General features: G+C 56.8%; 12 protein-coding genes. 8 read left to right on the forward strand and 4 right to left on the reverse strand.

The features are described from left to right. Window positions 1-40 precede the first annotated feature (40 nt). Window positions 41-1,093 carry a thioredoxin domain-containing protein gene (locus VM554_02830; GenBank protein HVJ07291.1) on the reverse strand — a complete coding sequence of 351 codons (1,053 nt, stop codon included), beginning with the start codon at window positions 1,091-1,093 and terminating at the stop codon, window positions 41-43. 41 nt (window positions 1,094-1,134) lie between these two features. After that, window positions 1,135-2,778, reverse strand: a complete 1,644-nt coding sequence (locus VM554_02835; protein HVJ07292.1) for an NAD+ synthase — start codon at window positions 2,776-2,778, stop codon at window positions 1,135-1,137. Between the two features lie 216 nt (window positions 2,779-2,994). Here VM554_02835 and VM554_02840 point away from each other — a divergent pair, with 216 nt between their 5' ends. Further along, complete coding sequence (locus tag VM554_02840) at window positions 2,995-3,375, forward strand: hypothetical protein (GenBank protein HVJ07293.1); 381 nt, start codon at window positions 2,995-2,997, stop codon at window positions 3,373-3,375. A gap of 70 nt (window positions 3,376-3,445) precedes the next feature. Next, window positions 3,446-4,543: a hypothetical protein gene (locus VM554_02845; GenBank protein HVJ07294.1), complete on the forward strand. Its 1,098-nt coding sequence runs from the start codon at window positions 3,446-3,448 to the stop codon at window positions 4,541-4,543. Between the two features lie 61 nt (window positions 4,544-4,604). Here the strand turns inward: VM554_02845 and serB are convergent, their stop codons facing one another. Continuing rightward, a complete protein-coding gene (gene serB / locus VM554_02850) occupies window positions 4,605-5,867 on the reverse strand; it encodes a phosphoserine phosphatase SerB (GenBank protein HVJ07295.1) in 1,263 nt (420 codons plus the stop codon). A 132-nt stretch (window positions 5,868-5,999) separates the two neighbouring features. On the opposite strand from serB, the gene VM554_02855 reads away from it, so the two are divergent. After that, the gene (locus tag VM554_02855; protein ID HVJ07296.1) at window positions 6,000-6,863 is read left to right on the forward strand and encodes a uroporphyrinogen-III synthase; all 864 of its coding nucleotides are present in this window, start codon (window positions 6,000-6,002) and stop codon (window positions 6,861-6,863) included. A gap of 80 nt (window positions 6,864-6,943) precedes the next feature. Here the strand turns inward: VM554_02855 and VM554_02860 are convergent, their stop codons facing one another. After that, the gene (locus VM554_02860) at window positions 6,944-7,408 is read right to left on the reverse strand and encodes a universal stress protein (protein ID HVJ07297.1); all 465 of its coding nucleotides are present in this window, start codon (window positions 7,406-7,408) and stop codon (window positions 6,944-6,946) included. A gap of 476 nt (window positions 7,409-7,884) precedes the next feature. On the opposite strand from VM554_02860, the gene VM554_02865 reads away from it, so the two are divergent. From VM554_02865 to VM554_02885, 5 genes are all read left to right on the forward strand, one after another. Continuing rightward, window positions 7,885-8,406 carry a rubrerythrin family protein gene (locus VM554_02865; GenBank protein HVJ07298.1) on the forward strand — a complete coding sequence of 174 codons (522 nt, stop codon included), beginning with the start codon at window positions 7,885-7,887 and terminating at the stop codon, window positions 8,404-8,406. 66 nt (window positions 8,407-8,472) lie between these two features. After that, on the forward strand, window positions 8,473-9,030 hold the full coding sequence (locus VM554_02870) for a DUF2231 domain-containing protein (protein ID HVJ07299.1): 558 nt from the start codon (window positions 8,473-8,475) through the stop codon (window positions 9,028-9,030). Between the two features lie 64 nt (window positions 9,031-9,094). Continuing rightward, window positions 9,095-10,396: an ATP-binding protein gene (locus tag VM554_02875; GenBank protein ID HVJ07300.1), complete on the forward strand. Its 1,302-nt coding sequence runs from the start codon at window positions 9,095-9,097 to the stop codon at window positions 10,394-10,396. Between the two features lie 9 nt (window positions 10,397-10,405). Then, window positions 10,406-11,797, forward strand: a complete 1,392-nt coding sequence (locus tag VM554_02880) for a sigma-54 dependent transcriptional regulator (protein ID HVJ07301.1) — start codon at window positions 10,406-10,408, stop codon at window positions 11,795-11,797. Window positions 11,798-12,080: 283 nt separating this feature from the next. Beyond that, complete coding sequence (locus tag VM554_02885) at window positions 12,081-13,991, forward strand: glycoside hydrolase family 2 TIM barrel-domain containing protein (protein HVJ07302.1); 1,911 nt, start codon at window positions 12,081-12,083, stop codon at window positions 13,989-13,991. Window positions 13,992-14,049: the final 58 nt, after the last annotated feature.

A 14,049-nucleotide genomic window follows, 5' to 3' on the forward strand; every position in this document is an offset into this window, starting at 1 on the left:
TCGCAGGCGCTCTTCTGTCGTTGCTACTGCTTGCTGATTGTTATTTCGCCGGAGCCGATGCAACTCCGTCTTCCGTAGCCTGGAAGTGGATCAACTGGACAAGAGTCTCGACCGGCACGCTGGAGAGAGGAAGCGCGCGGCCATTCACGACAAGCGTTGGAGTCTGATTGATGTTCATCTCCTGCGCCAGCTTGGTGGATGCGTCTATCGCGCTCCGGGTTTCCGCCGACGTGGAGCACGCTGCCACCTTGGCAGGATCCAGCCCCGCCTTGGTCACGGCACCCTTGAGCACTTCGTCAGATCCGGCCGGGGTCAGATTCGCCTGCGCATCATAGACCGCTGCGGAGTACTTAAAGAAGGCGTCGTTCCCGCCTTCCTTGGCCACGCATACGCCGTATGCCGCCGCCTTATAGGCTTCGCTGTGAATCTGCACCAGTGGGTAGTTTTCGTAGACAAAGCGCGCGTTGGGAAACTCCTGCATCAGCTTTTCAATCGTTGGCTGCGCGTCCTTGCAATGCGGGCACTGGAAATCGGCGAATTCAACCATCAGCAGGTCCTTCGATGCAGACCCGCGTGCCGGGCCAGTTGCACGTTCCTGCATCAGCTTGCGGTTCTCTGCAAATGGCTTGGGGCCGAAAGGCAGCACGTCATCGGCAATCAGGTGCTTTCCGTCCGGCAGGGTAAAGAATTGAAGCGAAGCCACCTGCGCCTTTGCCCCCTTCTGCGCGACCAGCACGACCACCTTGCTCACTCCGGGTACTGCGGTCTTCAGGATTGCCTGAACCTGCCAGATGCGCTGCGTATCGTATCCCCACGACTCATGGAGAAACGCGCTGACCGTCTCCGCTGTTGGGCTGTCTGCGGTAAAGTTTCGCGGGTCGGGCTTGGGGAAAGGATTCGCATCATTGCCAGAGGGCTCGAGTGAAGAGATCGGCTCGGAGCCCCGGCTGGGAGTTTGCGGTGTAGGCGCCTGCGGAGCCGGACTCTGTGGCTTTGCATTACCACCTGCCTGCGCCAGCACAAACGACGACGAGACCGGCAGCAGAACCGCAAACGTTAGCGCCGCGGTACGGAGGGATAAACGGAGTTGCATTGAATTCCTTTCTTCGGTGGCAATGTTGAGTGCTGTCCTGCTTATACCTGAACCTTGACGGTAATGGGAAAACGGCGGCCCATGCCAAAGGATTTTTGCGTGACTTTCAAGACCGGCGCCGCCTGCTGGCGCTTGTATTCACTTCTCTCCACCAGCTTAACAACTCGGCGCACAACGTCCAGGCTTATGCGATGCGCGGCCGCAATCTCCTCGGGTGTCTCGTAGCGCTCCACGTAGCCCTCCAGAATCGGGTCCAGCACATCGTAGGGAGGAAGCGAGTCGGTATCCTTCTGGTCCGGACGCAGCTCCGCCGAGGGCGGCTTTTCAAGGATTGCCTGCGGGATGCGCTCCCCGTTGCGGTTAACGTATCGGCAGAGTTCATACACATGCGTCTTCATTACGTCGCCGATCACCGCGAGAGCACCAACCATATCGCCGTAGAGGGTGCAGTAGCCCACGGACATCTCCGACTTGTTCCCCGTGGTGAGCACCAGCGACGAAAACTTATTGGACAGCGCCATCAGCAAGCTGCCGCGAATGCGTGACTGAATATTCTCTTCCGTGATGTCGGGCTTGCACCCAGCAAAGAGCGGAGCGAGTGACCGGTTGAACTCCGCAAAGAGCTGGTTGATTCCGATTGTTTCAAAGCGTATCCCGAGATTTGCCGCAAGCTGACGGCTATCGTCCACCGATCCCTGCGAGGAATATGGACTCGGCATGCCGATGCCGACGACATTTTCCGCACCCAGCGCATCCACTGCAATCGTCGCTACCAGCGCGGAGTCGATTCCACCGCTCAGCCCCACCAGCGCCTTTGAAAAGCTGCACTTGCGAATGTAGTCGCGGGTTCCCAGCACCAGCGCATCGTAAACCGCTGCGACTTCGTTACCATCCAGCGCGGGAGACTCGGATTGCTCTGCCATATCCACTACCAGCAGATCTTCTTCAAAGGATTTTGCCTGGGCAATCAAAGTTCCATCCGCAGCAATCGCCAGGCTGGTGCCGTCGAAGATCAGGCTATCGTTGCCGCCAACCTGGTTCACCATGAGAACCGGCCTGCGGTGCCGCCGGGCAATTGCGGAGAGCATCTCCAGGCGTACCTGACGCTTGCCTCGCCAATAAGGGGACGCGGAGATGTTGAGGATCAGCGATCCTCCCGCCTGCATCAACTCTTCCACTGGATCGTGCTGGTAAAGCCGGTTCTGCCAGAAGTATTTATCGTTCCATGCGTCTTCGCAGATCGTAACCGCGAGGTTTTCGTTGCCGAAGGGGTAGAGCCGCCGTACGTCCGCCGGGGCAAAGTATCTCTGCTCATCGAACACGTCGTAAAAGGGCAAAAGCGTCTTGGATTGGACGAACTCCACGCGTCCGTTGCGGAGCATCGCGGCGGAGTTGAGCACATGCTTGCCGCTCTCCGCGGGCGCGGGCGTCACGTAACCGCAAAGGACAGCGATTCCATCCCTGGCCGTTGCCGCGGCAATCTCATCCACAGCCTCTTGCGCGCGGGCTACAAAGGAGGTCTTCTCCAGCAGATCTGCCGGAGGATAGCCGCAGACGGAGAGCTCGGGGAACAGAACCAGCCCGGCTCCGCTATCCACGGCACGCTTTGTAAAGGCGAGTATCTTCGCCGTATTACCGTCAAAATCACCAACAGTGGGGTTTATCTGGGCAAGAGCGATCTTCACAGTATCAGTGTAACAACGGCACGCTCCGATTCAGGCATCCAGCAATCGGGCCGGCTATGGAGCACCCAATCCTGTCATTTAAGGCGAAAAAATCGGAAATAAAGGAGATGCTTGGCCGCGGCTCCGTGGTACAACGTTGTCTGTAGAAAACCCCGGGGATGTTTTGCGCCTTCGTGCGTGTCTCTAAAATCTATTGCCATTGGTGAAAGAACCCCTATGAAAATCGCAGCAATGGTCGCACGACTCTTATTGGGTTTGATCTTCCTGGTCTTTGGACTGAATGCTTTTCTGCACTTCATTCCCATGGGGCCTATGCCGTCGGGGCCAGCAGCGCAGTTTGTGGGTGCCCTCGCCCAATCGCATTACATGCCCATCGTTGCCGTCATTCAGATCGTGACGAGTCTGCTGCTGCTGGTGAATCGTTACGTCCCGCTTGCGCTTGTGCTGCTTGGCCCGGTGATCGTAAATATATTTTTCTTTCATCTGCTGATGGAGCCGAGCGGACTGCCACTGGGCATCCTTGTCGTCGTGCTGTGGTGCGTTGTCGCAATCTATCACCGTCAAGCCTTCTCGGGCATATTTGTGCAGCGGGCATAGGAAGCAACCGTCAACAGGGCTGGCCGAACGATGCGCCTTTCCGCAACGTTTTTCTTCGGAAGGATCGACCATGCAAAAGAGCTTACAACCGAAAGAGGTCAAACTATTTGTCGGCACCCGCAAGGGCGGATTTGCCTTTTCGAGCGACATGCGCCGCAAGACATGGCAGATTCATGGTCCATTCTTTGCCGGCACGGAGATGAACTACCTGGGGCGCGATGCGCGCACAGGGCACCTGTGGGCGGCGATCACCAGTGCCTGGTGGGGTACGGATCTGCAGGTGAGCCGGAACCAGGGCAAGACCTGGCAGAAATCAAGCAACGGAATCGGTTTTGCCAAGGACCGTGGGCTTAACCTCAGTCGAATATGGCGCGTGGTTCCGGATCGAAACTCGCGGCCAGACGTGCTCTGGTGTGGTGCCGATCCGGGAGCGCTCTTCCGGTCCGATAATGGCGGCAAGGATTGGTATGAAGTTACCGGGTTGACGCAGCACTCCACACGCGAGCGCTGGCAACCGGGGGGCGGCGGATTGATGGTGCACTGCATCCTTCCCGACCCGGCGAACGGAAACCGGGTCTATGCCGGAATTTCTGCTGCAGGATGTTTCCGCACGGACGACGATGGCCAGAGCTGGCAGCCGCTGAACAAGGGAGTTCTCGCTGACTTCGCAGCCAAAAAGTATCCCGAGGTGGGCCAATGCGTCCACAGCATGCACCTGAGCGCCTCGAACCCCGACTTGCTCTTTCAGCAGAATCACTGCGGGGTTTACAGCAGCCGGAATGCGGCGGAGGAGTGGACCGACATCTCGGAAGGACTTCCCTCCCGCTTTGGATTTGCCAGCGTCGTGCATCCGCACCAGGCGGAAACGATGTATGTTATCCCGGAGATTAGTTCGGAGCAGCGCTATGTATGCGATAGCGCGCTCAATGTGTATCGCACACGCAACGGCGGCAAAACATGGCGCAAGCTCACCAGGGGGCTGCCGCGGAAGAATGTCTACACGCAGGTGCTGCGGCACGCCGCAACTACCGATACCTGCGAAGATGCGGCCGTTTACGTGGGCACCACCAATGGCGCGATCTACTATTCCCGCGATGGAGGGAATTCCTGGGAAGGGCTGGCGGAAAATCTGCCGCCGATCATGTCACTCGAAGCCTCCGTCGCATAGGGCTGCGGTTTTCGCGAGGTGTCTGTTGTGCAACAGACACCTCGAACTCAACTTCCCTGCTCTACTGCCTTTGTGCGCTCTGGGAGGCTTCGTGTGAATCTGAGGCGACAATCCCCTCCAGATCGCGGTCGCGCACCCCGATCAGGTAGAGCAGACTATCCAGTCCAAGGAAGGACACAGCCTGGTCGGCGCTTTGCCGTACCAGTGGTTTCGCTCGAAATGCAATCCCCATGCCGGCGAGACTGAGCATCGGGAGATCGTTTGCGCCGTCGCCTACCGCGACCACCTGCTCCAGGGAGATGTTCTCCTGCCGGGCTATCTGCTGCAGCAGTTGCGCCTTCTTTGCTCCGTCCACCACTTCCGTCTTCACTTCACCGGTGACTTTGCCATCGACAATATCCAGTTCGTTTGCAAAAACGTAGTCAATCCCCAGACGCTCCTGCAGGTGCCGGGCAAAGAAGGTGAAGCCTCCCGAGAGGATCGCTGTCTTATACCCCAGCAGCTTCAACGTAGTGATGAGGTGTTCTGCGCCTTCCACCAGTGGAATTGTGCCAAGTAATTCTTCGACGCGGGCCTGAGGCAATCCTCGCAGTAAACCGACTCTGCGAGTAAAGCTCTCCTTGAATTCGATCTCCCCGCGCATAGCGGATTCGGTGATCTTCACCACCTGATCGGCAACGCCTGCCATCTTCGCCAGTTCATCAATCACCTCGCCCTGGATCAGCGTAGAGTCCATATCGAATGCGAACAGGCGGCGATTGCGCCGGAAGATGCTTTCGCGCTGGATGGCGATGTCGATCGTCAGTTCCTGTGCCGTGGACAGAAACGCGGCGCGCATCGCTGCCTCTGCAGTAGCTGTTCCACTCACTCGCAATTCCACGCAGGCCTTCGCCTTCGGAGTATGTACCGCAAGCGACAGCCGCCCGGAGAGACGCTCGATACTGTCGATGTTCAGACCGTGATCCGCGATGATGGAGCTTACCCGTGAAATGTGTCTCGCTGTGATCGCCCGCCCAAGGATGGTAACAATGAAGCGGTCTTTGCCCTGAGCCGCAATCCAGTGTTGCAGTGCCTCTCTGCTTACAGGGGTAAACCGCACCTGCAGTTGCAGATCCCCAGCCTTGGCCAGAAGCGCGGACTTCAGCGGCTGGAAGCTTGCTCCCTTTGGCACCTCGATCAGTAGCCCGAGCACCAGAGTCTCGTGGACGACAGCTTGCCCTATATCTAAAACACACGCATCAAATTCAGCCAGAATGGCGGTCAGCGAAGTCGTGAGGCCGGGTTTATCGCGGCCGGAGAAATGGATTAGAACTGTCTCGTTCATCGGGTAACAGAAAGCTCCTGTGTTCAGGGTAACAGCGGAAGCCGCAGGCGCGCGCGCTTCTCCTGAGAGCGCAATTCCTGTTTGCTGGTATCTTTGCTCTACGGATGCCATCGGAGGCTTAGCACAGGGAATATGCTGGAGACAAATTTTAACGGATTGCGCGTTCTTGCTTTGGAAAACCGGCGCGCCAAAGAAGTTGCGATGCTGATCCGATCCGCGGGAGGCGTGCCCACGGTTGTTCCCGTGATGCGCGAGATTCCATTGGACTCGAACGAGGCGGCGTTTTCCTTTGCACAGGCGCTGCTTGCGGGCCAATTCGATGTCGTGCTGTTTCTCACCGGCGTGGGAGCCCGGATACTCTTTGCTGCGGTAGAGAGCCGGTTCTCGCGCGAAGATTTTCTCCAGGCATTGAAGCAGACCCGTGTTGCCGTGCGCGGCCCCAAGCCGGTTGCCGTTTTACGGGAGCTTGGCGTTACCGCCGATATTGTCAGTCAGGAGCCAAGCACATGGCGAGAGTTGCTGGTCGCACTGGATACTGCGTATCCAACAGGCATGAGCGGCCTTCGGATCGCGATCCAGGAGTATGGTGCGGTGAATTCGCAGCTTCTGGAGGGACTCGCGCAGCGCGGTGCGCAGGTCACCCGAGTTCCCGTCTATCAATGGGCTCTGCCCGAAGACCTGGATGAAATGCGAGCGACCATCCGCGCTCTTGAACGCGGCGAGTTCGATGTCTTGCTTTTCCTCACCGGCGTTCAAGCTTTGCATCTGTTACAAGTAGCGGACGAAATGGGCCAGCGCCAGGCTTTGCTCGAAAGTCTCAAGCGGATAGTTATTGTTTCCGTCGGACCGAGTACGAATGAGGAATTGGCACGACAGGGTATCTCGCCAGACTTTCAGCCCTCGCACCCCAGGATGGGGATTCTCGTGAACGAAGCTGCTAAGGTAGCGCAATCGCTGCTCGAAAGAAAACGGTCGTCCTCCAACACGAAGGACTGATCCTTCAGTAGACGCAGTCGAAATTCGCAGGGTTCCTCCCGCGTACCGTCTTTTCGCGGGCGACGGTACGCAGAGGAGATCTAGGCAGTTTTCCGCTTTTTGATAGAAAGATCGGAAGAGAGAACCAAGACAGGACAAGTAGTCTTGCCAATAACACTGCGGACGAGCCTCCATTGAACCTCTGCGGAGGCGGCGCTTTTTGCCCCAAATGCGATCAGACTCGCCTTGAGGTCTATCGCTCGTTTTGAAATAACTTCCTCTGGACAGCCGAACAGGAGCACGGATCTGACATTCTTCTTGTGAGGCTTCAGCCTTCGGACAAGTGCGTCGAGACGGTGCTGAATGCCCATTTGAGCGTCTGGTCTGGATGGCGTCTGGTTCAGATCGATTACGTGAACCAACTCAAGACGGAGGCCTCGGCTGCTTGCCAATTCGCAGGCGAGCTGGAGGTGCTCGTCCGAGTCGTGCATCAGATCGGTCACATAAAGCAGCGCTCCGGTTTCGGGGGCGTTAGCAGCAGCAATTGGGGTAGCACAAGTTACCATGAGTCCTCCAAAAAGAGAGCGCGATCCATCCAGGCCCTACCGTTGTGCAATAACTTGGCGTCCTTAAAAAAAATGAGACTTGCTTCTGTAAGTTGGGATTGCATGTGAATGGCCAAAGCATTCCTCGACAGCAAGCCTTCCCTTTTCTGCAACTGCGCTGAATGTCGTGGATTACAACCGGGTCAATTGTCCAATATTTTGGACGATCGTGTCCGAAATATTGGACGCTAGCAGGCTCTACACTCCTCCTTATCCTTTAAAAATCGGAATTTAAGAGCATTCGGCAGACGGTCAGGCGCATGCAAGGAATCTTCAAGGGTGCGTTAGCTCATAGATAGAGCGGCGCCCCATCAGGAGATCCAATGCTACATACCATCAATAATCGATTCCTTGCTTTCGCAAAGTTTGCCCTTACTCTATTCGCAGCTCTGGTTCTATCCACTGCTGCCCAGGCATCGACGGCCACTCTGCAGAATATGCAGACAGCCTTCAACGGAGAAAGCAACGCACATGCACGCTATCTGGCGTTTGCACTGCAAGCCGATACCGAAGGTTATGGCCAGGTAGCGAGCCTTTTCCGTGCAGCAGCAAGAGCGGAAGAGATACACGCCGCAAACCATGCAGCCGTCATTCAAAAGATGGGCGCGGTACCTCAGGCGAAGGTCCTGGCGCCAGAGGTGAAAACCACTCGCGAGAACTTGCAGGCCGCGATCAAGGGCGAGACCTACGAACGCGACACGATGTACCCCGATTTCCTTAAACAGGCGCGGATCGATCGCAATCGAGATGCGATCAAGAGCCTCAATTATGCAAAGGCCGCCGAGGCGGAACACGCGAAACTCTATACCGAAGCTCTTGCCAGTCTGGACCGGCTCAAAGGATCCAAGAGCATGACGTTCTACGTCTGCCCAAAGTGTGGCTACACCACGAACAATGCGAACCTGGCGAAATGTCCTACCTGCTTCACCCCGAAGGAGAAATTCGAACGTGTCGCTTGAGATTTCCCTCCCGATCTACCGAGCATGGAATCGGCAGATCGGCAGCCAGAGGCCAGGAGGTCCGTTATGTTGCCACATATGCCCAGTTGGGACTTATTGCATCCGTTAATTATTCACTTTCCGATTGCGCTTCTTTTCTTAAGCCCTCTGTTTCTGGCTATCAGCGCAGCGGTGCCGCCGCGGAAGAGCAGACCCTATCTAGTCTCGGCGATCCTCATATTGTTGCTGGGAACCGGGAGCCTGTTTCTATCCGCCTCAACGGGCAAGGCGGCGGGCGAACTGGCAGACCGGGATGGCGCGGTGAACGCTGTGCTCGAAACCCATGAAAGACTTGCCTCGGAAACAAAGGTCGTCTTCCTGGGGCTGTCTACTATTTTGCTGGGAATGTTTGCCCTTCCGCGCGCTCTCAAGCGGCAGGAGAGCAGGCTCTTTTCAACCCTCTTGCCGCTTGCATTTCTGGTTCTGTACTCTGCCGGCCTGCTGTTTCTAGTCAAGACCGCGCATGCTGGTGGCCGGCTGGTGCACGAGTTTGGCGTACATGCCCTGCTTCCAGCATCGGATAGTCAGGCTACCGTTGCACCGGTTGGAGAAAATGATTCCACCGCCGTCGGCAAGGAAGAATAGGCGATCCATGATTCGCGAAACAGGCTAGTCTAGTCGTACATCCGGGTAGATGCCTTTCAAAGAGATGTCAGCCTCTAAGGTCGCGCAACTGGAACTCATGAAGGCCGAGTCGTTCCGCAAGCAGCAGACGGCCTTCTGCGTCCTCACCCTTTTTGTCATTGCAGTTTTACTGCTGCTGCACACCCTCTTTGCTTCCCTGCTCGACGAGCCGTCGATATGGATCATCCTGTTGCTCGGCTGCAGCTTCTCCGTAAAAGTGATCGAACTTGCCTGGCTGCAAGGTCGAACCGAGGGAATCTCGGAAGAGACGGCAAGGCGGGAGACAGCCCTGTCGATCACGGGCTTATTTATCCTTTCCGCATCCCTCATCTTTCTTACGAATCATGACGACGCACCGTACCTGGTGCTGCTGGTGATTCCGATTCTGCAGTGTGCGTTTTGTTTTGGGTTGGTGCCCACCATAGTTACGATCGTCACAGCAATTGGAATGATCTTCTACTGGTTGTGGCATTTCTTTACTCTGCATCCTCCCCAACAGCCTTCCGAGTATCTGGAAGGAGGCATGATCTCGATCATCTTTGCCCTGGTCGGGGTCATCGTGTGGTTTCTCGTCCATCAACGAATCCAGCAACAAGCTATGCTCTCCGACAACATTGCGGAGTTGGAGGCCACGCGGGAGAAGCTTGCGGTTGAGGAAAGGCTGGCCGCAGTTGGCAGGCTTGCCGGCGGCATCGCTCACGAGATTCGCAACCCGGTCGCGATGATCTCCAGTTCTCTGACCACAGCCGCCAACCCCGAGGTGCGCAACACGGATCGTGAAGCGATGCTGCAGATCGCGGCAAAAGAGGCGGAACGGCTAGAGCGGCTGACGACTGATTTCTTGAGTTATGCGCGGCCCAATGATCCGAAACGCATCTCCACACTTGTCAGCGATCTCTTTGCCTACACTGCAGATGTGGTGAAAGCTTATGCATCGGCCAGGTCTATCAAGGTTACCTGGTCTGCCGCCGAGACCACTCCGATCCAGGTCGATCCGTCACAGGTGCAGCAGGCATTGCTGAACCTGGTGTTGAACGGAATTGACGCCACCGATTCGCCGGGAGCGGTCGTCCTGAGAGCGGACAGGACAGGAAGGCTCATCCAGATAGACGTACAGAATACGGGTGCGCGTATTCCGGATTCGGATCTTTCCCATATTTTTGAGCCGTTCTACAGCACCAAGCCGACTGGCACAGGACTGGGACTCTCTATTGCCCACTGTATCGCCCAGGCCCACGGAGGCGATCTATGGGTTAGCAGAAATGAAGAAGGAAGCGTAACTTTCTCGATGACGCTTGCGGACGCATCTGGTGCACAGCCGGAGTAGGAGCCACAAATGGGCAAAGTATTGATTGTCGATGACGAACCAAGCATGCGGCGAATTCTGGCCACCAATCTGCGGATGGATTCTCATGTGGTGGTCGAGGCATCGGGCGTGCTGGAGGCAAAGGCCATCCTGGAACGGGAAGAGTTCGACGTCATACTTACGGATCAACGCATGCCTGACGGCGACGGGCTCGATGTTCTTCAAGCTTCGCAGCAGGACGATCCGACCACTTCCGTAATCTTTCTGACAGCGGTCGGCACATTAGAACTTGCAGTGACCAGCATGCGTCAGGGCGCCTTCGATTTCCTTACCAAGCCATTTGTTCCGGATACGGTGAGAGCAGCGGTGAAACGAGCCTGTGAGCGCACAGCACTCTTACGCGAAAACGCCGTGCTCAAGACCGCTGTACTGAAGCTCGAAGGCCCGGATCAAATCTTCGGAGATAGCCCGTCAATCCAAGCAGTGCGGGAGACAATCGCGCGTGTCGCTCCCATGGATACAACCGTTTTGATCACCGGCGAGACGGGCACGGGCAAGGAGCTCGTAGCCCGCGCCATACATCGAAATAGTCGAAGAGCAGACAGGCCGTTTATCGCCATCAATTGTGCCTCTGTCACGGAGACTCTGCTGGAGAGCGAGCTCTTTGGCCATGAGCGGGGAGCATTCACAGGCGCCGACAAGGTTCGAGCCGGACTCTTTGAAGCCGCTCACGAAGGAACGCTATTTCTCGATGAGGTGGGCGAACTTTCTCCAGCGGCCCAGGCAAAGCTCCTCAGAGTTCTCGCCGATGGCGAGATTCAGCGCGTTGGCTCGACCAGAACCCGGCACGTTGATGTTCGGGTTTTGGCAGCGACGCTCAGAAATCTCAAGGACCGGGTGCGAGAAGGTTTGTTTCGCGAGGACCTGTACTATCGCCTTGCGGTCTTGCCCATCCATCTTCCTCCATTGCGCGATCGGAGTGAAGATATCGCTGGCTTATGCAACATTCTCTCTGCAAGCATTGCGCAGGAGATGAAGGTTGCCCGGCGAAGCGTGAGTCAAGCTGCGATCGACAAGCTGCGGCAGTATCCCTTCCCCGGAAATATTCGGGAGCTGCGCAACCTGCTCGAACGCGCCTATATCCTCGGGCAGCACGGAGACCTGCAACCGGAAGACTTCCCGTTAAATGTTGCCAACCTAGCCGCGCAGAAAGAGGAGGTGCATTGGGATGTCGATCAACTTGCCGCTCGTTTACCCGAGCATCTCGATCTTCGCGAGGTACTATCGCAAATAGAAATTGCATTGATCGAGCGAGCCCTCAGCGCAACCGGCGGGGTACAGGCGGAAGCTGCGCGTCGCCTGAGTCTCTCCCGCAGTGACCTGGGCTATAAAGTCGCGAAGTACGCTTTAAGCAACCGATGAATCGATCTATCCTTCCCTGTGTCCGGCTCTACGCGGGACGCTAATGAGAGATACTTCCTGCGCCTCTGCTTCTGCACGGAACATTGTCTGGAGCTAACTCATAAGCGCGTTGAAGTTTATGCTCTCGCCAGACATACAAACCTTGTACAATTCGCTGTTCCAACATACATGCACTTTCCAGGTATCGTACCGATTCACCCTCTTGTCTTTGGGGTTTGCAGCCTAGTGGAGTGCAGGAAACACAAACGCATTGTTCTTTTAACTACAGATTCGAGGTCCGGGAATGACGTGTAAGCAAAGGCTGGTCAAGGTGCGTCGCAAGCTGTGTGTAACCCTCTTCTCCGCTCTGGTAATCCAGGCGGGGTATCTATCGGCGCAACGCCCGGCGGGGTCGGGGGAAGTAGAGACGAACGCGAAGCCGCAGGTAGAGATCTTCACGCAAAACACCACGGTGATCGAGGGAGCGGACCGCCGGCCGCAGACTTCGCTCGACGGCGACTGGCACTCGATCGTCGATCCCTACTTTACCGGCTTGTACAGCTTTCACCATGAAGAGAAGAAGAACGGCTGGTTCCGCGACGGACACTGGCAAGGGCTAGGCGACAATCACCTGCAGGAATACGACTTTGCAAAATCTCCTACGCTGCGCGTACCCGGAGATTGGAACACTCAGCGGGATTCCCTTTTCTTCTATGAAGGCCCAATCTGGTATCAGCGAAATTTCGTCTGGCAGGGCACAACCGGGAAGCGCGTGTTTCTCCATGTCGGTGCCGCAAACTACCGGTCCTTGTTCTGGGTCAATGGAGCCAAGGTTTGCCAGCACGAGGGCGGCTTCACCACCTTCGACTGCGACGTGACGCAGGCGGTGAAAGACGGCGCCAACTCCATCGTCGCCGCGGTCAACAACCAGCGCCTCTCCGATGGTGTTCCGACTCTCCAAACCGATTGGTGGAACTACGGCGGACTCACGCGCTCCGTATCGCTGGTCGAGGTGCCGGAGACTTTTATATCCGGCTACGACCTTCACATCGATCGGCCCACACGCTCAAAGATTGAAGGCTGGGTACAACTCACGGGAGCAAAGGCCGGAGACAGCGTGATGGTTTCGATCCCAGAACTGCACGCGGAAACATCGGTGAAGGTGGACGAGACGGGCCGAGGCCCTGTGTCGTTTCCGGTTCGCGGCGTGCATCTCTGGTCTCCTGAATCGCCGACGCTGTACAAAGTGGATCTACGCGCCGGAGCCGATGAACTGCATGAGCAGATGGGCTTCAAGACCATCGAGGCGAAGGAAACGCAGATCCTGCTCAACGGAAAGCCCGTCTTCTTACGCGGTATCTCGATTCATGCGGAAGCGCCCTTCCGGACCGGACGCGCTTCGACGGAGAAAGACGTAGATACGTTGCTTGGCTGGGCGAAGGAACTCGGCTGCAACTATGTAAGGCTGGCGCACTATCCTCATGATGAGAAGATGACGCGTGCCGCCGATCGTATGGGCTTGCTGGTGTGGTCGGAGATTCCCACGTACTGGGCCATCGAGTTTGAGAATCCCGCCGTGCTTGCGAAAGCGAAGCAGCAGCTTCATGAGGAGATTGAACGGGATCGGAATCGTGCCTCCATTGGCTTGTGGTCCATTGCAAATGAGACGCCCAACATCCCGGCGCGCACCCGCTTCCTGACCTCGCACGCCGAAGAAGTGCGTTCGCTCGACAAGGAGCGGCTGGTAAGTGCGGCGCTGCTGGTGAGAAATGGCGCACCGAATGAGAAGGTCGTCGACGACACACTCGGCGAGGCGCTGGATGTAATTGGAATCAACGAGTACATCGGCTGGTACGAAGGCAAACCGGAGTCTGCCGACGCCACCCACTGGACGATTGCCTTTCAAAAGCCGGTAGTCGTCAGCGAGTTCGGAGGAGGGGCCCAGGCCGGACTTCACGGCCAGGCGACGGAGCGCTGGAGCGAAGAGTACCAGGCTTCTATTTACGAACATTCGTTGCCGATGCTGGCGCAAATTCCACAGGTGCGCGGGATGAGCCCGTGGGTTCTGATGGATTTCCGCTCTCCTTCTCGTCAACTCCCAGGAGTTCAGGACTACTTCAACCGCAAGGGGTTGGTTAGCGAGAAGGGCGATAAGAAAGCCGCATTCGGTGTGCTGCAGAAGGCTTATCGCAGCGGCTACGGAAAGGCGGAGTGACTTAGAAGCGCGACCTGGAAAAGATAGACCCAGGAGGGCCTCCGGCGGGACAGCTTGA

Source organism: Acidisarcina sp. (assembly GCA_035539175.1).
Lineage (GTDB): Bacteria > Acidobacteriota > Terriglobia > Terriglobales > Acidobacteriaceae > JANXZS01.

What these genes read in the sequence shown, in the direction of transcription:
- VM554_02830 (HVJ07291.1), bottom strand. Translation starts at nt 1,093, where the DNA reads ATGCAACTCCGTTTATCCCTCCGTACCGCGGCGCTAACGTTTGCGGTT.
- VM554_02840 (HVJ07293.1), top strand. Translation starts at nt 2,995, where the DNA reads ATGAAAATCGCAGCAATGGTCGCACGACTCTTATTGGGTTTGATCTTC.
- VM554_02845 (HVJ07294.1), top strand. Translation starts at nt 3,446, where the DNA reads ATGCAAAAGAGCTTACAACCGAAAGAGGTCAAACTATTTGTCGGCACC.
- serB (HVJ07295.1), bottom strand. Translation starts at nt 5,867, where the DNA reads ATGAACGAGACAGTTCTAATCCATTTCTCCGGCCGCGATAAACCCGGC.
- VM554_02855 (HVJ07296.1), top strand. Translation starts at nt 6,000, where the DNA reads ATGCTGGAGACAAATTTTAACGGATTGCGCGTTCTTGCTTTGGAAAAC.
- VM554_02860 (HVJ07297.1), bottom strand. Translation starts at nt 7,408, where the DNA reads ATGGTAACTTGTGCTACCCCAATTGCTGCTGCTAACGCCCCCGAAACC.
- VM554_02865 (HVJ07298.1), top strand. Translation starts at nt 7,885, where the DNA reads ATGCAGACAGCCTTCAACGGAGAAAGCAACGCACATGCACGCTATCTG.
- VM554_02870 (HVJ07299.1), top strand. Translation starts at nt 8,473, where the DNA reads ATGTTGCCACATATGCCCAGTTGGGACTTATTGCATCCGTTAATTATT.
- VM554_02875 (HVJ07300.1), top strand. Translation starts at nt 9,095, where the DNA reads ATGTCAGCCTCTAAGGTCGCGCAACTGGAACTCATGAAGGCCGAGTCG.
- VM554_02880 (HVJ07301.1), top strand. Translation starts at nt 10,406, where the DNA reads ATGGGCAAAGTATTGATTGTCGATGACGAACCAAGCATGCGGCGAATT.
- VM554_02885 (HVJ07302.1), top strand. Translation starts at nt 12,081, where the DNA reads ATGACGTGTAAGCAAAGGCTGGTCAAGGTGCGTCGCAAGCTGTGTGTA.